Origin of the sequence: Wolbachia endosymbiont (group A) of Campoletis raptor (genome assembly GCF_964026755.1) — a bacterium.
Taxonomy (GTDB): domain Bacteria; phylum Pseudomonadota; class Alphaproteobacteria; order Rickettsiales; family Anaplasmataceae; genus Wolbachia; species Wolbachia pipientis.
On the sequence record NZ_OZ034695.1, the window covers coordinates 62844 to 80598 of the forward strand.

The following is a 17755-nucleotide window of genomic DNA, read 5'->3' on the forward strand; positions in this document are numbered from 1 at the left end:
CTTATACTGAGGGCAAAATACATGCAAGTTTTTGTTGTGGAATAGTTAATAAAGAAAGTAAATGTTGATTTAAAGTAATTGCGAATGAGAGTGATCATGTGTAGCGCCTTGCCCTTGCTGTGAATTTCTTCTATTTTGTAATTCCTCAACATGACCTTTTCTTTTATCACTTAATATTTCATTACCCTTATTTTGTTCTTCCTCAGGACTCTTTAGTATTTCATTACTCTTGCTAACTTCTTTATCATCCCCTTGTTTCTTTGGCCTTCTAGCGTTAAGCTCATCCCATGTGCCCACTAGTGAATCACGATTCCCATGATCCGGCTTTAGCCTTTCTTCACCTTTAATAACATTAAAGTCACTTTTTGCTTCTTCCCAACATCCTTTCAATTGGTGTTTCCACATAGTAAAGTAAGCATCACCATATTTTTTCTCATTTGCTACAAACAATAAAATTGGGGCCTTAAGTATTGTAGCTACCATATTTACTGAATTCTTCACTGCCATCGCAGGGGTGAACAAAAGATAGCCAAAAGACTTTGCAATTGGGTTTTGTTTGCTTATTAAATGCTCCCCTAACTTTATAGGAAGAGAAGTCAACAATTTAGTACAAACTTTAGCCAAGCTTGTAGCAAAAACGATAGGAACAGATATAAGACTTTTATCTAGCTCTAGATTACCATCCTGATCTCTAATTTCTGAAAAATGGGTGCTTAGCTTCTTGTAATCACTAGTGTATAATAATTCTCCATTTCTTCCTTTTTCATCAACAACTTCCTGAACTTTACCTTCTTTATTTTTTACCTCTTTAGTTAGCACAGAAGAATTAGTTAATTCAAATGGATATTGAGGATCCTTAGTTTTTTCAGCTTCAAAAATTGGCACGTGTTTTTTCAAATCCATTCTCGAAAAGCCTAATGGCTCAAAATATGACTTATGCAACTCATTTATCGGAATTTGCTTACCCTGATTGTCTATATAATTGATAGTAAAATAAGATCTATCATTATCTTTATCTTTGGTAACTAAAGATAATCTGAAACTTGGTTGTTCTCCATTCTCATCTTTTTGACCATACAAAAGTTTATAGGTTGGATTTTTATCTTTATCTAGTATAGCATTTCCATGCATATCCCTGTTTTCTATGATTTTAGCAGACTGTACAATTTGATCATAATTTTTTGGATACTGGCATTTCCTTCCATCATACATCATTACCTTTCTAAGGTCTTCGACGTAAACTTGAGATTCAGGTGAAGTAAGCAGACCTTTTGCTTTAAGTGTAAGATCTATTGCTCCCTTTTTTAATGCTTCAAACATATTGTCAAACCAAAATCGCTATAATGCTATAGTTCAATAATAAAACTAGTACACTAATAATATATTAACACAGCACCGGTGATTTTACAAGAAAATATGCCTGTAGAAGATAAAGATTGTAAAAGCGAGGGTTATATAAGTAATGCTTGATAAGTACTTTATGCATGTAATTGTAAAAATCCTCAAAGGTACGCTGTGTATATAATCTTCGCATACTACCTGCATTCCAAGAACTGCGTGCCAAAAAATGCAAAACAACAATACAACAAAAAATAAAAGCTCTAGAGGGTGATTAATAAATTTTTCACTAAAAGACAAAGAGCTATCAGTATAAAATGTGCAAGAAAATGAATAGATAAACCAAGGAAACAGGAACAGTAAAATTACCGCAGAAACACGCTGAACCCACCAATGATGTACTGAATTTCCAGACTGACTCATATAAACATAAATAAAAAAGCCATAGTAGAAAGAAGTAGCGTTACTGTCAGCAGTATAGCACTCCTTGAAACGCCAGTAATTTCTAAATTAAGCCCAGCATCCCACAATAAATGACGAATACCATTAAGAAAATGATATACAAAACTTATAAAACATAAGACATAAGCTAATTTAGCAACAGGAGTGAATAATAATGCATTTAAGTACCTTACTATAAGTAACTCAGGAAAGTAAACATGTAATATGAAATACCAAGAAAGTATCATTAATAAAAGGAATAGCAAGATACCAGTCAATCTATGCATAGTAGAGAAAAAACTAGTAACTTGTACTTTATATATTTGTAAATGTGGAGAAAGAGGTCTATCACTCATAAAATTCCGTTATCGGGAAATTAAAATAAAGTAGAAGTAAAGACAGCAGTATAGCACATAACAACACCATCATTAAAAATGGTAAGTTATGCGCAAAGCCTAAGGAGGTAATCCAGCTGCAGATTCCCCTACTGCTACCTTGTTACGACTTCACCCCAGTCACCGATCCCACTTTAAATAACTCCCTCCTTGCGGTTAGGTCGTTAGCTTCGAGTGAAACCAATTCCCATGGCGTGACGGGCAGTGTGTACAAGACCCGAGAACGTATTCACCGTGGCGTGCTGATCCACGATTACTAGCGATTCCAACTTCATGCACTCGAGTTGCAGAGTACAATCCGAACTGAGATGGCTTTTAAGGGATTGGCTTAGCCTCGCGACTTTGCAGCCCATTGTAGCCACCATTGTAGCACGTGTGTAGCCCACTCCATAAGGGCCATGATGACTTGACATCATCCCCACCTTCCCCCAGTTTATCACTGGCAGTTTCCTTAAAGTCCCCAGCATTACCTGATGGTAACTAAGGATGAGGGTTGCGCTCGTTGCGGGACTTAACCCAACATCTCACGACACGAGCTGACGACAGCCATGCAACACCTGTGTGAAACCCGGCCGAACCGACCCTATCCCTTCGAATAGGTATAATTTCCATGTCAAGGAGTGGTAAGGTTTTTCGCGTTGCATCGAATTAAACCACATGCTCCACCGCTTGTGCGGGTCCCCGTCAATTCCTTTGAGTTTTAATCTTGCGACCGTAGTCCCCAGGCGGAATGTTTAACGCGTTAGCTGTAATACAGAAAGTAAAACTTCCCATATTTAACATTCATCGTTTACAGCGTGGACTACCAGGGTATCTAATCCTGTTTGCTCCCCACGCCTTCGCGCCTCAGCGTCAGATTTGAACCAGATAGACGCCTTCGCCACTGGTGTTCCTCCTAATATTTACGAATTTCACCTCTACACTAGGAATTCCTCTATCCTCTTTCAATCTCTAGATTAGCAGTTTTAAAAGCAATTCCAAGGTTGAGCCTTGGGATTTCACTTTTAACTTACTAATCCGCCTACGCGCCCTTTACGCCCAATAATTCCGAATAACGCTAGCCCTCTCCGTATTACCGCGGCTGCTGGCACGGAGTTAGCCAGGACTTCTTCTGTGAGTACCGTCATTATCTTCCTCACTAAAAGAGCTTTACAACCCAAAGGCCTTCTTCACTCATGCGGCATGGCTGGATCAGGCTTTCGCCCATTGTCCAATATTCCCCACTGCTGCCTCCCGTAGGAGTCTGGACCGTATCTCAGTTCCAGTGTGGCTGATCATCCTCTCAGATCAGCTATAGATCATTGCCTTGGTAGGCTATTACTCCACCAACTAGCTAATCTAATATAGGCTCATCTAATAGCAATAAATTTTTCCCCCGTAGGGCGTATACGGTATTAGTTGCCGTTTCCAACAATTATTCCGTACTACTAGGTAGATTCCTATACATTACTCACCCGTCTGCCACTAAGTTATACCATAGCAAGCTACAATATAACTCCGTTCGACTTGCATGTGTTAGGCCTGCCGCCAGCGTTCATTCTGAGCCAGGATCAAACTCTCAAATTTAGACTTCAACCTATAAAAGGTTGAGGGTACATCGGATAAATCCGACAAAAAATAATTTAGCTTAATACTGCTGTCTTTATTTCTACTTTAGAAATATTTTAATCTCCAACTATTCAAACAACTTTAAGAATATTATTATATGATATAATCACTATGTCAATATGTTTTTGCAAATCAAAAGCATTAATGTATAAATATATAACTATTTGGAATATTACCATGAAAAAATACATCTTTCTGCTTGCACTCGCGCCAATGTTAGTTGGCATCACATTATACTTATTGCGCAACATTGATAACACAAAACAATCTATAACTGCAGGTGACAAGTTTTACGAAGTATTATTCTTAAAAAAAGATAATAAGCCGCTGCTAGAAGAAATAGATTCAAATTGGGAGTATTTAGCAAATTTTGAACGCGCATTCAATCATATCTCAGATTCAATGCCAACAGACACAGCATCTATTTATAATGATTTGGCAGATGATAAAGATGCTCCTGGTGTTTTGCGTGAGTTAGCACAATATTCAGAAGTAATGAGCTTACTTCACTCCAACGGTGAAAAAATAAATAAAGACAAAATTGATAATTTAGAATCAAGCACAGTATACCCTTATTCAAGCCAAGAAGCCATCGCTATAGTAAAGATACACAATAACGACGTTCAGGGTGCAACTGAAATATTGCGTTCCCTATTAAATGATAGAAAATGCCCTATCCTAATCAAAGCTAATGCACAAGAATTACTCAGGATATATGGGAGTTAACTCATTGGACTTTTTGCATAGCTTTTGGCAGCGCATTGGATGAAACGAAAAACTTCCTTGACAAGCCTCGCCAGCTCCCTTATCATAAAACTGAAGCTATTTATTTATCTTCGCAATCTGTGCAGGTTAATGACAAAAAACTTAGGGTATTTGGCGTCTCATGTTTAATTTTTCGCACTACGTGCATCGCATGTCTTTAAAAATTCTGGGTTTTTACCTATATAAGCCGAAACGCGCTTACAAAGCGTTTAAGACAGCAAAAAACGTCAAATTGACAAGGGAGAATTTGAATGCTAGCTACTACGGGGTTTCTTTGCCTTTTTTCCTGCTTAGTAAATTTCTTAAACACTTGCGGTGTAGGTTAGTTGCAAGTTAAAAGCAGCTAAATCGCTCTTAATCAAGCGTTTTAGAATAAAAAAAACGCCGATATTTTAGTACATGGTAAGTAGCCAACCACCACGGGGTTTCTTTTGCCTTTTTTTTTATTTGGTAAATTTTTTAAATATTTATGGCTAAAGATTGCACGAATGTTGCAATTACAAAAACGATTTCTACTAGGGTATCACGCACTGGGATGACACCATTCTTTTTCCTGGATCCAAGTAGTCAGGGCACTGGGATGACAGCTACCCTGACAATCGTCATCCCGCTGCTTGTTAGCGGATACCGCGGCGGTATGACGTAGAAGTTATACTTTTATGCTTACCAACTTAATAAAATTCCTGGATTCCAGTGTCAGCTACTTTCATGACACCAACAGTTGATATTGGTTTGTTGCTTTGCTAGCCAACTACTAGCTATGCCTCAAGTTTCCTATTCAAAATTTTCAATATCAAATCCAATTCATTTGGATTATCATACCGTATCATAACTTTACCCTTAGAATTGTTGTCATTAATTTTGATCTTTAAACCAAGTTGAGAAGATATAGCGCCTTCTATTACTGTCATATCTTGATTTCTAGTATATCTCTGCTCTTTTTGATTGTTGTTTTGATGTAGGTCCTTTATCAGTTTTTCAGTTTGTCTAACGCTTAAGCCCTGAGAAACTATTTTTTCTGCAATACTTTCCGCATTTTCAACATTAATCAACGCTCTTGCATGACCCATAGACAATTTTTTCTCATTGATCATTGTTTTCACCCTATCAGGGAGCAACAACATCCGAATCATATTGGTTATGTGGCTGCGGCTTTTGCCTATAGCTGAAGCTAATTCCTCATGTGTATAGAAAAACTCATCTATCAGTTTTCTGTAAGCTTCACCTTCCTCTATTGGATTAATATCTTGCCTTTGTATGTTTTCAATAATGGATACTTCCAAGCATTCCTTGTCGCTCAGATCTTTTATGATAACCGGTGCACTATCAAGATTTGCAATCTTGCTTGCTCGCCAACGACGTTCTCCAGCTATTATTTCATAACCATCATCATTTGAATCTTTGCGTACCACGATAGGCTGTATAATGCCACTTTTCTTTATCGAATTTGCAAGTTCTCTTAATGACTCCTCGTCAAAATGTTTCCTCGGTTGAAATTTGCTTGGGTGCAGTAATGAAATAGGCAAGTGCTCTTGTCGATCTTCTTTATTATCATAATTATCGCCTATGAGGCCGGCAAGACCTCTGCCGAGGCGTCTATCATCCTTCATACTACGCCCTCGCTTACTAGTTTCTTCTCCTTACAACTGCTCGCGTGCTTTTTTAAAATTTCCCTTGCCAAACTTATATATGCTTGTGCACCAGGACACTTAAGATCATACACAATAGCGGGTTTTCCATGAGAAGGCGCTTCTGATAACCGTACGTTACGTGGAATAACAGTCTCATACAATGGGATGATAGTTTTGTATACTTTATCATTTAAATACTGGCAAATATCGTTTTTAATCTGTTCACTGAGTTTGTTGCGCCTGTCATACATTGTTAACACTATCCCTTCTATTGCCAAAAAAGGGTTTAGGTTATTTCTTTTTATCAGCTCTACAGTTTTAACTAAATGGCTCAATCCCTCCAAAGCAAAAAATTCACACTGAAGAGGGACAATAATAGAATTAGCAGCAGTCAAAGCATTTATGGTTAGAAGCCCAAGTGATGGAGGGCAATCGATGATTATATACTCATAATTATCGCGTATCTTCTCTAATGCGCTTTTTAGCACAAATTTTCCTCGCTCAAGTTGCGATAATTCAATTTCTGCAGCTGATAAATCAACTACTGACGAAATTAGTGATAAATTTGGAATTTCCTTTATATTGAAAATTGCCGATTCTATCAATCTATTTTCGCTGCTTAGTAGTATTTTGTATATGTTTTTTTCTTCCCTACTACGATAAGAAATCCCGAGTCCGGTGCTAGCATTTCCTTGAGGATCAAGATCTACCAATAAAGTGCTTTTTCCTACAGCAGCAAAGGCTGTCGACAAATTTATACTAGTTGTGGTTTTGCCAACTCCACCCTTTTGATTTACTATTGCAATAATCTTGCTCACGCCTTTTATCTTATGTATAAAATAATTCTATTGTATATATGCAAGAAACTTTTGCATTAGAAAATTTTTTTGTTGCTAACCACACTAAAATTAGACTGTCTTTTTTACTTTGTGTAACACACTTTGAACCTTGTTTCCTAATTCATTCAGAGTGAATGGTTTTGGCAAAAAGTGAAAATCTTCTATATTGATGTCATCACTCTTTAAAAAAGCATCTTCTGCATACCCAGAAATAAAAATAACGTTGATATTTGGCCTATGGATCAACGCTTCTTTAACTATTTCTGGGCCGCTCACCTCTGGCATGATTACATCAGTGATTATAAGATCTATGTGTTGACTTTTTTTACTGATTATTTCTAGCGCCTCGCTGCCTATGCTTGCTTCTATTACATCAAATCCTTTTCTTTTGAGTGCTTTAGAGATGAATTCCCTTACTGAATCTTCATCTTCGATTAATAAAATTATACCATTACCTTTAATTTCACTTACTACCGGTTTTTCTGTTTCTTCACTATCTTCCTCTCTATCATTTTCATCTGATATGTAAACCATGGGCAAAAATATGCTAAATTTAGTTCCATGATTTACTTTGCTAGCAACATAGATGTATCCTTCAGTTTGTTTAATAATGCCATATACAGTAGAGAGGCCAAGACCTGTACCAGAGGTAATATCTTTGGTAGAAAAAAATGGATCAAAGATCTTTTCAGTTGTATCACTCGTCATTCCACATCCAGTATCAATTACTTCAATCACAACATAATTTCCATGTTCAATCGCTTCCTTGTCTGGAGAAAACATATCCTGAGGTGTAGAATTTAATGAGTCAATCTTTTGATTAAAGGTTCGTATAGTTAATTCTCCGCCCTTTTCCATAGCAGCACTAGCATTGACTGCTAAGTTAAGTATAACTTGCTCTAATTGCCCTTGATCAGCCCTAACAGCACCCAAGTCTCTACCATAATAAATATTAAATTTTATATTTTCACCTATTAATCTTTTTATCATTTCATAAAGATTAGCTATAGTATTATTTACATCAATAATTTTTGGCTGCAAGGTCTGTCTTCTTGAGAAAGCAAGCAATTGTCTTACTAAATTTGATCCACGCTTTGCATTCTGCTGTATCTGTATTATATCTCCAAAAGATGGGTCACCAGCTGAGTGTTGGAGTAAAAGCAAATCGCAAAATCCTATTATCCCAGTCAATATATTGTTGAAATCATGCGCAATACCACCTGCTAACTGCCCTATAGCTTGCATCTTTTGATAATGCTCAAGCTTTATCTCTAGGTTTTTGTGTTCAGTATTGTCAATAAAATAACAAAGTATGAAGATCATTTTATTATGAAGAAACTTATTGAAATATATTTTTATGTTATTACCGCCGTTGAGCTGTACATCAAAAGACGCATTATTTATTCTATTACTCGAAAAATATTCACGTATTTTCACATGATAACTATCCAATATCAACGTAAAGATTGAATTATTATCTGACCCTGCAAGCTTTATTAGTGCCGTATTTTTCTTTACAAAGTTGCCGTTTATGTCACATTGTGCAATAGCAATTGATGAATTTGCAAAACAAGGGTGTAATTGATAATCAACAATATTTGATTCGGTTGGTGTTATAAAGCCATATATATAGCTATGGTTGTATTTATCACAAAATATAGCAGTGCTCATATAAGCCTTGAATGGAATACCACTTATAGTAAAAAACAAAATTTCATTATCGGTTGTTGTATTGTTATATTTAGATTGAGATATAAAATCACTGATTGAGCTACCTTTTTCCAGTTTTTTTAGTTCAAATATGTCTAAAAATCTTTTATTTACAGATAAAATCACCCCTTTGGCATTTGCAATGTAAGTTCCTATGCTGTGTTTTTCTATTAACTCTTCATATATCTGCTCCTTGTTTATCTGTGTTGCTTTGAATACAAAATACCCATCTGGCCTTGCTATTGGCACTAATGATAAATTTAAAATCTTATTACTATTTATAGCAATTTGGGGATTATCTGGTATCGGCTCAAAGAGCAAAAGAAAGTTAGATACTCTATTCTTCTTGTTTAAGGAAATGCATACCTGTACAGAAGAGTTATTTTTTAGTGCATGATAGAGTACTTTTTTGTCTGCTTCTGAAACATCTCCTATTTCAAGAATCTTGGCTAACGTAATGTCATCATCTATATGATCTTTAAACCTTTCGTAGAACCTTGCATCAGCATAAATAATACCTTCATCCTTATGTAAAATAAGGCAAAATTCTGTATTATGATTTAGTGCATTTGCAAATATTGCATTTTGAAATTCTATAGTATTAAGTAGGTATCTGTAGCGTTTTACATTATACATCATAAAGAGAGTTGTTAGAATGCTAACTAATAAATTAATCTCTATATTAATATGCTGACTATATATATCAAAAAAGTAGAGTATCGATATTGCTACTGGAGGTAAGAGCATAATAACTGCCATCACAACAATTGACATTCCATAATTTCTTAGTATGAAGTCAACCCTGTTCTCTTTTTTGTTATCTATGTATCTTTTATTCATTATTGTTACTTGGCATTGTTGTACATACGAAAATGTTCTATTATATTGATTTAATTATTATAGATTTATTAACGTCTTTGATAGATAATTATCATCCAAATCTAATTAAGTTCCTTAAATATCAGATATAACAATGTTAATAAGCCAGCAAGAGGATATTATGGAAAAACAAAAAACACAAGCATTTAAATGGTTCTGTGCACTAAGAGATAAGATCATAGAATCTTTCTTATTAATTGAAAAACAATCATCCGCAGAGCCAAAGATCGAAAAGAGAAAGTGGGATCGCCCAGGTGGTGGAGGTGGTGAATCTACAATTATTTTTGGTAATGTTTTTGAAAAAGTTGGAGTAAACGTTTCAAAAGTACACGGAAAATTTGCAGATTCAGCCATTAATGAAATTCCTGGTGCAAGTGAAAGTAACGGAGAGTTTTGGGCAAGCGGTATATCTTTAGTGTCTCATATGCAATCGCCCCTTATCCCTGCAGCACATATGAACACAAGGCTGATATATACTTCAAAACAATGGTTTGGTGGAGGAATGGATTTTACGCCAATATATAAAAATGAAGAAGATTGCAAGTATATCCATGAATCAATCAAAATGACATGTGATAGATTTGACACCGGATATTATCCAAAATTTAAAGAGCAATGTGACAATTATTTTTTCTTACAACACAGAAAAGAGCCGCGTGGCATTGGTGGCATTTTCTATGATAATCTGAGTTCTGGCAACTGGGAAAACGATTTTGAGTTCACAAAAGCAGTAGGTGAAGCCTTTTTGGAAATTTATTCGCACGTCATACGTAAACATATGCAAAAATCTTGGACAAAAGAACAACGAGAAAATCAATTAATAAAACGTGGCAGATATGTAGAATTCAATCTGTTATACGATCGTGGCACAAGGTTTGGTTTAATGACTGACGGCAATCCAGATGCAATTATGATGTCAATGCCACCACTTGTTAAGTGGTTATAGAGAGCTGCTATTAGTAGAAAATAAATCATCATAGTTTAAAATTGTACCATGGTAGTGAGCTTTTATATAGGGGGTATAATCATGGGCATAATAGATAATTTTTTAATTAAATCTGTCAAAAACAATGACATAAAAGGTGTTAAACTGACTCTAATTCTCTATGATGCATTAAATAGTTTTAGAAAATTCTTTTCAAAGACTATGTCTCTCAAGGATACAGGATCATTTGATATAAATAATAATCAAGCTTTAAATCAGGCTTTAGGACATGCTACAGATCACAAAATAATGGAATTGCTGATTAATCGTGGAGCTGATATCCACTCAATAGATGAGAATGGAAAGAATGTTATAATTCGTGTTATTGAGAGTTTAGCAGAATCAAAAAATCTAAAATTGGATAGTGAGAAAAACTTACCAGCAGAGATAATTCTTCACCCCACAGTTTCCTTTTTACTAGGAAAAGGCGCAGAGTATTATTCTACAGATGATTTGAATATTGAAGCTATACAACAAAAACCTCCTAGAACTTTTGAGTATAAGTCAAAGAATACTAGCTATGATGCTTTGCCTTCAAAAGAGCCCATTTACGCTGAGGTGTATGACACTAAGGTTAGTAACTCATTAGGGGAGAATGGTTATTTGAGTGTATCAGAAGAATCTATTTATGCTGAAATATATGATTCACATAAAAAATCCACTGAAAATTTATCATTGGACGATAGTGGTTATTTGAGTATATCAGAAGAACCTATTTATTGCACTATAGATGATCTTTCAGAACAAAAAGCCTACTAGCCTAAAACAGAAAGAGCCAGAACAGTCGTCAGAACCTATTTATGCTAGGGTAGATTTGTCCAAGAAAAGAGCAGAAAGAAAAGCAAAAGACATAAAAGCTAATTCTGGAACTTGCCATGGGTTAGTGCAAGATAAAGTGAATGATTGGCAAGTGAAGCTAAATGAGCTAAGTGCTAATAAGTCGATAAGTCAGCAACAGACTAATGATCAAAAAATTAAGACCAAGGCTGGCTTTAGTGTAGAAGAAATAAGGCAGAAATATGAGCGTAGAGATTCTGGCTACGATTCCGATACAAAAGTTGAACAACAATTAGAATTAGCTCCTAAATCTGAGATAGGTTCAGTGAGTATTGAGCATGGAGTAATAGGAGGCTGTCGATATAAGATTACTGATATATCCCTCTAACTATGTGATTCAAAATAATTGAATTGACTTTATATATGTAATCGATATAACCTAGTTAGATTCAAGTTGACTCTTTCGTCTAGTGGTTAGGACACCACCCTTTCACGGTGGTAACACGGGTTCAAATCCCGTAAGAGTCACTCAAGTAGAATATAATTAAAGTTTTGAATGGGAAAAATTAGGCTCTATGTTGAAGAAGCTTTATCACAAGGCGTGAGTTTAGCACTTAATCCACAACAAAGTCACTATATTTGCAATGTAATGCGGCTTAAGAAGTATGATAATCTCTCTCTTTTTAATGGAAAAGATGGAGAATGGTTAGGAGAAGTAGTTAATATATCGCGTAAATTGACAGAAGTTACACCCAAAGAATGCACTAAACAACAGCAATATGAGGAAAATTTATACCTGTATTGTGCCATGGTAAAAAGTGCTGCTTTGAACAACATAGTAAGACAGGCAACTGAAATGGGAGTAATCTGCATTCAATTTATTTCAACAGAACGTACAGTGGTAAAAAATATTAACCTAAGTAGAGCAAAATTACAAGCAATCGAAGCAGCGGAACAATCAGGTAGGATAAGTATACCAGAGATTTTGCCTCCTATTAACTTTTGTGAGTTACCTGATTCCCAAAGTAAAAATTTTGTTTTGTGTGATGAAACAGGTAAAGCTGATAAAGTGCTGAAAGGCAAAAAAAATGTTGCTATTATTGTTGGTCCTGAAGGTGGTTTTTCATCTTATGAACTTGATCTTGCCGATAAGTTTTGTCAAAAATTGAGTCTAGGAAAAAGAATTTTAAGGGTCGATACTGCTGTAGTTGCTGCACTCACTTTCACCAATTGGTGTAGCTAGATTTTTAAATATGGCTAAGGTTTGGGTCATAAAGAAATCTGGTTCAGTGTTGCGCGCACAAAAACCCTGTAGACTTTCTACGAAGCAGTCTGTTGTTAAAGAGGAGCTAATAAAAAACATATTCTAAGATAATATTAAATCTCATATTATATTTTTTCTAAAGTAAACAAATGAATCTTGCATTTTGCCTGAGTTATTGATACTCTGAGTAAAGAAGTCGGGGCGTAGCGCAGCCTGGTAGCGCATTTGGTTTGGGACCAAAGGGTCGGGAGTTCAAATCTCTCCGCCCCGATGTTAGTATAATTGTAAGAACGCTGTAACATAAGAGCAATCTCCATCAGTAAGCAAGTAGCTGACACTGGAATGACATTATTTACCATGTAAATTATGGCATATTACATTTTAACGCTCAAGTTTATAAAATAATTGACAATGTTAATTTTCTAATTTATAAATAGATTTTGAAATGATTACCGAAGGAGGTATAGAGTTTGATAGAAGTATCAGTCCATTATGGTGATGTAGACAGAGCTCTTCCAGTATTGAAAAAAACAATTCAAAAGGAAGGAAAAGGGTTGAAAATGAAAAAACAATATCATGAAAAAAAATCAGAAAAAAGAGCTAAAAAGAAAGCTGAAGCTAAAAAAAAGAGGTACCAACAAGAGTGCAGAAGGCAACGTTATGGTTGGTAGTTTGTACTCAAGTTAATAGTTTATCATTGGTTATTTTATGAATATTCACGAATATCAAGCGAAAGAAGTTTTGCATAAATTTAATGTCCCAGTGCCAAAAGGTTTTGTTGCTACATCTGCAGAAGAAGTAAAGACTCAAGTAAGTCAATTAAAATCTGACGTGTTTGTAGTTAAAGCTCAAATTCATGCAGGTGGTAGGGGTAAAGCCGGTGGCGTAAAGCTAGCAAAGTCAGTTGAAGAAGCTCAACAGTTTGTAAAGGACATGATTGGTATGACTTTAGTTACTCATCAAACAGGGCCAAGCGGGCAGCAAGTAAGAAAAGTGTACGTTGAAGAAGGCTCAAGCATTAAGAAAGAGTATTATTTAAGCCTGGTAATCGACCCGAAGCTCAGTAGGCCAATATTCATATTTTCCTCAGAAGGTGGAATGGACATCGAAGAAGTGGCAAAAAATTCTCCTGCAAAAATTGTGAAATTTGATATTGATCCTGCTACAAGTTTTGATAGCAGCAAGTTAAGCAGCAGTTTTCATTTGAGTCCAGAACAAATAGAAAAGATATCGAGCATTGCAAAAAAAATATATGATGCGTTTATTGCAACTGATGCGAGCCAAATTGAAATTAATCCACTGGTTGAAACAAATTCTGGAGATTTTATTGCGCTCGATGCAAAAATTAATTTCGATGATAATGCTTTATATCGTCACCCAGAAATTATGGAACTTCGTGATTATGATGAGGAAGTGAAAGAAGAGATAGAGGCTTCAAAGTATGGGCTCAGTTACATCAAAATGGATGGCAGTATTGGTTGCATGGTAAATGGTGCAGGTCTTGCTATGGCAACAATGGATATAATAAAATACTACGGAGCAGAGCCTGCTAACTTTTTGGATGTTGGTGGTGGAGCGAGTAAAGAAACTGTAACTGAAGCATTTAAAATCATATTGTCTGATAGCAACGTAAAAGGAATTCTGGTTAACATATTTGGTGGTATAATGCGTTGCGATATTATCGCAAGTGGAATTGTTGCGGCTGCAAAAGAAATGAGCATTAAAGTTCCTCTAGTGGTTAGATTATCAGGTACTAATTTTGAAGAAGGAAAAAAAATTTTAGAAGAGTCAGGATTAAATATTATTGCTGCAGATGAGCTAGATGAAGCTGCGCAAAAGATAGTAAAAGAGGTAAAATAAAGCGTGTCCGTTTTAGTAAACAAAGATACAAGATTAATATGCCAGGGTTTTACTGGTGCACAAGGCACATTTCATTCAGAGCAAGCAATTGATTACGGAACGAAAATGGTGGGAGGTGTAACTCCTGGAAAGGGTGGTAGCACTCACCTTAATTTACCGGTTTTTAATACTGTAGCAGAAGCCAAAGAAAAAACCGGTTCAAATGCTACAGTTATATATGTACCTGCTAAATTTGCTGCTCCTGCAATACTTGAAGCAATAGATGCAAAAATAGAATTGATAATTTGTATTACAGAGGGCATTCCTATACTTGATATGGTGAAAGTTAAGCGTGCGCTTATCGGCTCAAAAAGTCGATTGATTGGTCCCAACTGCCCGGGAATTATTACACCTGAAGAATGCAAAATAGGAATTATGCCTGGCCATATCCATAAGCGTGGACACATAGGAATTATGTCTCGCTCCGGAACTTTAACTTACGAGGCAGTAGCACAAACAACCGCTGTTGGTCTTGGTCAATCCACATGTATCGGAATTGGGGGAGATCCAGTTCATGGTATGACATTTGTTGACTGTATGGAGCTCTTTTTAAAAGATGACGATACTCATGGTATTGTAGTTATTGGTGAAATAGGTGGAAACGAAGAAGAAGATGTATCACATTTTGTAAAAACAGAAAAAACTAAAAAGCCAATCGTTGGTTTTGTAGCAGGCCAAACGGCACCTCCAGGAAGACGTATGGGACACGCTGGAGCAATCATCTCTTCCAGCGGTGGAAGTGCTGGTGCAAAACTAGAAGTTATGCGGAGCGCTGGAATTGCAATTGCTGAAACCCCTGCAGTAATTGGTAAGAAGGTATTGGAAGTAATGCATCACTAGAATTAGGATCACAAAAACCCTATATCACCGGTCATGAATACGTTATTTGCCCATTCGATTAATAACTTGCCTCCTGGTAAATTTACTGAAGTCTGTTGGGCAACCAGATATCCACGTAGTGTGGATGCAACAAGTGCTGCACAGGCTGCACTACCGCATGATGCAGTAATGCCTGTACCTCTTTCCCAAACTCTTAAAGCTATTTCTCCAGACTTTTCAACTTGTGCAATACTAACATTAATTTTCCGAGGAAATAATGCGTGATTTTCTAGCTTTGGTCCTAAATTTCGCAATGGTATTTCACTTATGTTATCAACAAAAAAAACTATGTGAGGATTGCCAATATTTACTGCAACAGGATCTTTTAGCATTTCAAGCTCTATAGGTAAGTGAAGAGTGTCACACTCAGTAGACAAGGGAATTTCATGCCATTTTAGCAAAGGTTTACCCATGTTAACCTTTATGGATTTATCACCCACTTTAAAACACTCTAAAATGCGTTTGCTTGTTAGCTCAATAATGGAGTATTCAGCACCTTTTTCTGACATTATCAAATATCCAACACAGCGTGCTGCGTTTCCGCACATTTCAGCTCGACTTCCATCAGCATTATAGATATGCATAAAACAGTCTGCAGCATTAGACATTGTTATAATTATCACTTGATCACAACTGCTTTGATCAGCAATTTGTCTATGGTTCCAGTCTAAATTGTTTGTTGAACGTGAGTCTATGATAACGAAATTGTTACCAGTGCCGTGCATTTTGATAAAATTTTCAGAATTTTGGCCACTCATCATAAAAAAATATTTCTTCTATTGGTCTTCTTTTCTTCTTACTTGTTTCAGCACCCTCTTCTTCGTAACCAACCGCTATCACTGACATTACGTTAAAGTCATTGGGTATATTGAACTCTTTCACTATTTTATCTCTATCAAATCCACCCATTTGATGGGCCATTAAGTTCATAACTGCAGCTTGTAACATAAGTCCATAATTTGCTGCACCAGTATCATGATTAGCCCAAAGATTTTCTCCTTTACCTTGTTTACGGAAGTTTTTAGCACTTAAAGATATGATTAACACTTGTGCATCTTTTGCCCATTTTTGATTAGATTCATCAAGGCAATTTAGCAGCTTTTCCCATGCGCTTTGATTGTTCTGTTTGTTGCATATTACGTATCTCCAGGGTTCATCACCAAAACATGAGGGAGTCAGCCTTACAGCTTCCATTAAAATATCCATGTCTTCCTGAGATATTGCTCTTGTAGGATCGTATGAACGTCCGCTGTGTCTTGCTTTCATCAACGATAATAGATCTTGTTTACTCATCATTTTTAATTTAATAGTGCATAAATAATTCATTGTAGCACAATATAAGCAAAATTTAAATTGCAAAACCTCTCATACACATATATTACATTCAATAAGTTATTTTTATTGGGAAGGTATGTTTATAACACAATCTAGCAGCAGATCAACACTGGCTGAAATATTGTCTTGCGTTTTACTTTTATTCTTGATGGCTCAAATAAGTATACCATTGCAGCCTGTGCCTATCACATTGCAAACTTTAGGAGTAATGCTTATTGGGCTTAAATTTAACCGCAGAACAGCATTCTATTCTGTGCTTACATATCTATCACTTGGTGCAGCAGGATTGCCTGTTCTTGCGAATTTTTCTGGTGGTTATCACGCTCTTCTTGGACCAACCGGTGGATATTTAATTGGCTGTTTAGCTGCTGTTATGGTAATGAGCAAAGTAAATGAATTACTGAACTCTAAATATAAATCATTTGTGTGTAATTCTTTAAGTTGTCTGGCTGGTACAGTTGTAATCTTTATTTGTGGTGTTAGTTGGCTTGCTGTTTACTTGGGTCTGGGACAAGCAATAATGGTGGGTGTTTTACCATTTATCCTTCCTGGTTGGTAAAAATTTTTCTACTTGTAGCAGCTTTGCAATATTTGAAAAAATGATAAAATTCCGCCCTCATCATTTCATGTGCACCCTCGCGTTTCGGGGATATGGGTATTCTCAGGGTTTTGTAGAAAATTATAAAAGGATAGCAAGCAAAGTAATTAGTACTCAAATCGAAGTAGTTGGTAACCTTGATAATATCTGTAGTGCTTGTCCAAATCAGACTAAACAAGGTAAATGCACCACACAAGCTAAAGTTTTAGAGCTAGATAGAAGGCATATGGAAATTTTAGGAATTAAAATTGGCGAGACTTTAACTTGGAATGAGGCAGTAAAAAAGATTAGGGAGAAAATGTCTTTAAAGAAATTCGAGTACGCATGTGAGGGGTGCAACTGGCAGCCATATGGAATATGTAAAAATGCCCTTTTAAATCTACAAAGGTAGTTGACAAAATGTTAAGATAAA

At 36.0% G+C, this 17755-nt stretch carries 17 protein-coding genes, 2 tRNA genes, 1 rRNA gene and 1 pseudogene; 12 read left to right on the forward strand and 9 right to left on the reverse strand.

Annotated elements, in window-relative coordinates; all coding sequences use genetic code 11:
- Window positions 1–69: 69 nt before the first annotated feature.
- The 4 genes from AAGD74_RS00330 to AAGD74_RS00345 all read right to left on the reverse strand — a co-directional run bounded on the left by AAGD74_RS00330 (window position 70) and on the right by AAGD74_RS00345 (window position 3740).
- A complete protein-coding gene (locus AAGD74_RS00330) occupies window positions 70–1320 on the reverse strand; it encodes a hypothetical protein (protein WP_338976882.1) in 1251 nt (416 codons plus the stop codon).
- Between the two features lie 84 nt (window positions 1321–1404).
- The gene (gene sdhD, locus AAGD74_RS00335; RefSeq protein ID WP_010963113.1) at window positions 1405–1761 is read right to left on the reverse strand and encodes a succinate dehydrogenase, hydrophobic membrane anchor protein; all 357 of its coding nucleotides are present in this window, start codon (window positions 1759–1761) and stop codon (window positions 1405–1407) included.
- Window positions 1758–2135 carry a succinate dehydrogenase, cytochrome b556 subunit gene (gene sdhC, locus AAGD74_RS00340; RefSeq protein WP_338482618.1) on the reverse strand — a complete coding sequence of 126 codons (378 nt, stop codon included), beginning with the start codon at window positions 2133–2135 and terminating at the stop codon, window positions 1758–1760. Before sdhC ends, sdhD begins: the two co-directional genes overlap by 4 nt.
- Window positions 2136–2235: 100 nt before the next feature.
- Window positions 2236–3740: ribosomal RNA gene (locus AAGD74_RS00345) — 16S ribosomal RNA — on the reverse strand.
- 153 nt (window positions 3741–3893) lie between these two features.
- Here AAGD74_RS00345 and AAGD74_RS00350 point away from each other — a divergent pair.
- Window positions 3894–4508 carry a hypothetical protein gene (locus tag AAGD74_RS00350; protein WP_338482616.1) on the forward strand — a complete coding sequence of 205 codons (615 nt, stop codon included), beginning with the start codon at window positions 3894–3896 and terminating at the stop codon, window positions 4506–4508.
- A 797-nt stretch (window positions 4509–5305) separates the two neighbouring features.
- On the opposite strand, the gene AAGD74_RS00355 is transcribed toward AAGD74_RS00350, so the two are convergent.
- The 3 genes from AAGD74_RS00355 to AAGD74_RS00365 all read right to left on the reverse strand — a co-directional run bounded on the left by AAGD74_RS00355 (window position 5306) and on the right by AAGD74_RS00365 (window position 9567).
- On the reverse strand, window positions 5306–6157 hold the full coding sequence (locus AAGD74_RS00355; protein WP_006279814.1) for a ParB/RepB/Spo0J family partition protein: 852 nt from the start codon (window positions 6155–6157) through the stop codon (window positions 5306–5308).
- Window positions 6154–6996, reverse strand: coding sequence for a ParA family protein (locus AAGD74_RS00360; protein WP_077188426.1), 843 nt, complete (start codon window positions 6994–6996; stop codon window positions 6154–6156). The genes AAGD74_RS00355 and AAGD74_RS00360 overlap by 4 nt, the downstream gene beginning before the upstream one ends.
- 90 nt (window positions 6997–7086) lie before the next feature.
- Complete coding sequence (locus AAGD74_RS00365; RefSeq protein ID WP_341810655.1) at window positions 7087–9567, reverse strand: response regulator; 2481 nt, start codon at window positions 9565–9567, stop codon at window positions 7087–7089.
- Between the two features lie 160 nt (window positions 9568–9727).
- On the opposite strand from AAGD74_RS00365, the gene hemF reads away from it, so the two are divergent.
- The 9 genes from hemF (at window position 9728) to sucD (ending at window position 15371) form a co-directional block, all read left to right on the forward strand.
- The gene (hemF, locus tag AAGD74_RS00370; protein ID WP_236514518.1) at window positions 9728–10552 is read left to right on the forward strand and encodes an oxygen-dependent coproporphyrinogen oxidase; all 825 of its coding nucleotides are present in this window, start codon (window positions 9728–9730) and stop codon (window positions 10550–10552) included.
- An 81-nt stretch (window positions 10553–10633) separates the two neighbouring features.
- Entirely contained in the window at window positions 10634–11350 is a 717-nt protein-coding gene (locus AAGD74_RS00375) for a hypothetical protein (RefSeq protein WP_338482614.1), read from the forward strand.
- A gap of 55 nt (window positions 11351–11405) precedes the next feature.
- Complete coding sequence (locus AAGD74_RS00380; RefSeq protein ID WP_245611069.1) at window positions 11406–11756, forward strand: hypothetical protein; 351 nt, start codon at window positions 11406–11408, stop codon at window positions 11754–11756.
- 68 nt (window positions 11757–11824) lie between these two features.
- Window positions 11825–11896, forward strand: a tRNA-Glu gene (locus AAGD74_RS00385).
- 28 nt (window positions 11897–11924) lie between these two features.
- Entirely contained in the window at window positions 11925–12611 is a 687-nt protein-coding gene (locus AAGD74_RS00390) for a 16S rRNA (uracil(1498)-N(3))-methyltransferase (RefSeq protein WP_006279818.1), read from the forward strand.
- 218 nt (window positions 12612–12829) lie between these two features.
- Window positions 12830–12903, forward strand: a tRNA-Pro gene (locus AAGD74_RS00395).
- Window positions 12904–13102: 199 nt separating this feature from the next.
- Window positions 13103–13303 carry a 30S ribosomal protein S21 gene (gene rpsU, locus AAGD74_RS00400; protein WP_338482613.1) on the forward strand — a complete coding sequence of 67 codons (201 nt, stop codon included), beginning with the start codon at window positions 13103–13105 and terminating at the stop codon, window positions 13301–13303.
- Window positions 13304–13340: 37 nt separating this feature from the next.
- Window positions 13341–14492 carry an ADP-forming succinate--CoA ligase subunit beta gene (gene sucC / locus AAGD74_RS00405; protein ID WP_338482612.1) on the forward strand — a complete coding sequence of 384 codons (1152 nt, stop codon included), beginning with the start codon at window positions 13341–13343 and terminating at the stop codon, window positions 14490–14492.
- A 3-nt stretch (window positions 14493–14495) separates the two neighbouring features.
- A complete protein-coding gene (gene sucD, locus AAGD74_RS00410; protein ID WP_338482611.1) occupies window positions 14496–15371 on the forward strand; it encodes a succinate--CoA ligase subunit alpha in 876 nt (291 codons plus the stop codon).
- 8 nt (window positions 15372–15379) lie between these two features.
- Here the strand turns inward: sucD and dapF are convergent, their stop codons facing one another.
- Window positions 15380–16168, reverse strand: a complete 789-nt coding sequence (gene dapF, locus AAGD74_RS00415; RefSeq protein ID WP_006279822.1) for a diaminopimelate epimerase — start codon at window positions 16166–16168, stop codon at window positions 15380–15382.
- Window positions 16149–16736 (reverse strand): nitroreductase family protein, encoded by a 588-nt coding sequence (locus AAGD74_RS00420; protein ID WP_006279823.1) that lies wholly within the window; start codon window positions 16734–16736, stop codon window positions 16149–16151. Before AAGD74_RS00420 ends, dapF begins: the two co-directional genes overlap by 20 nt.
- Before the next feature lie 85 nt (window positions 16737–16821).
- On the opposite strand from AAGD74_RS00420, the pseudogene AAGD74_RS00425 reads away from it, so the two are divergent.
- Window positions 16822–17348, forward strand: a pseudogene (locus AAGD74_RS00425) (biotin transporter BioY).
- On the forward strand, window positions 17345–17734 hold the full coding sequence (locus AAGD74_RS00430) for a DUF1284 domain-containing protein (RefSeq protein ID WP_006279825.1): 390 nt from the start codon (window positions 17345–17347) through the stop codon (window positions 17732–17734). The pseudogene AAGD74_RS00425 and the gene AAGD74_RS00430 overlap by 4 nt, the downstream one beginning before the upstream one ends.
- Window positions 17735–17755 lie beyond the last annotated feature (21 nt).

Excerpts from the sequence above, each read along its gene's own strand:
- AAGD74_RS00365 (WP_341810655.1), bottom strand. The coding sequence starts at position 9,567 with ATGAATAAAAGATACATAGATAACAAAAAAGAGAACAGGGTTGACTTC.
- AAGD74_RS00390 (WP_006279818.1), top strand. The coding sequence starts at position 11,925 with ATGGGAAAAATTAGGCTCTATGTTGAAGAAGCTTTATCACAAGGCGTG.
- AAGD74_RS00350 (WP_338482616.1), top strand. The coding sequence starts at position 3,894 with ATGTCAATATGTTTTTGCAAATCAAAAGCATTAATGTATAAATATATA.
- sucC (WP_338482612.1), top strand. The coding sequence starts at position 13,341 with ATGAATATTCACGAATATCAAGCGAAAGAAGTTTTGCATAAATTTAAT.
- sdhC (WP_338482618.1), bottom strand. The coding sequence starts at position 2,135 with ATGAGTGATAGACCTCTTTCTCCACATTTACAAATATATAAAGTACAA.
- dapF (WP_006279822.1), bottom strand. The coding sequence starts at position 16,168 with ATGAGTGGCCAAAATTCTGAAAATTTTATCAAAATGCACGGCACTGGT.
- AAGD74_RS00430 (WP_006279825.1), top strand. The coding sequence starts at position 17,345 with ATGATAAAATTCCGCCCTCATCATTTCATGTGCACCCTCGCGTTTCGG.
- sdhD (WP_010963113.1), bottom strand. The coding sequence starts at position 1,761 with ATGAGTCAGTCTGGAAATTCAGTACATCATTGGTGGGTTCAGCGTGTT.
- AAGD74_RS00355 (WP_006279814.1), bottom strand. The coding sequence starts at position 6,157 with ATGAAGGATGATAGACGCCTCGGCAGAGGTCTTGCCGGCCTCATAGGC.
- hemF (WP_236514518.1), top strand. The coding sequence starts at position 9,728 with ATGGAAAAACAAAAAACACAAGCATTTAAATGGTTCTGTGCACTAAGA.
- AAGD74_RS00375 (WP_338482614.1), top strand. The coding sequence starts at position 10,634 with ATGGGCATAATAGATAATTTTTTAATTAAATCTGTCAAAAACAATGAC.
- AAGD74_RS00420 (WP_006279823.1), bottom strand. The coding sequence starts at position 16,736 with ATGAATTATTTATGCACTATTAAATTAAAAATGATGAGTAAACAAGAT.
- AAGD74_RS00330 (WP_338976882.1), bottom strand. The coding sequence starts at position 1,320 with ATGTTTGAAGCATTAAAAAAGGGAGCAATAGATCTTACACTTAAAGCA.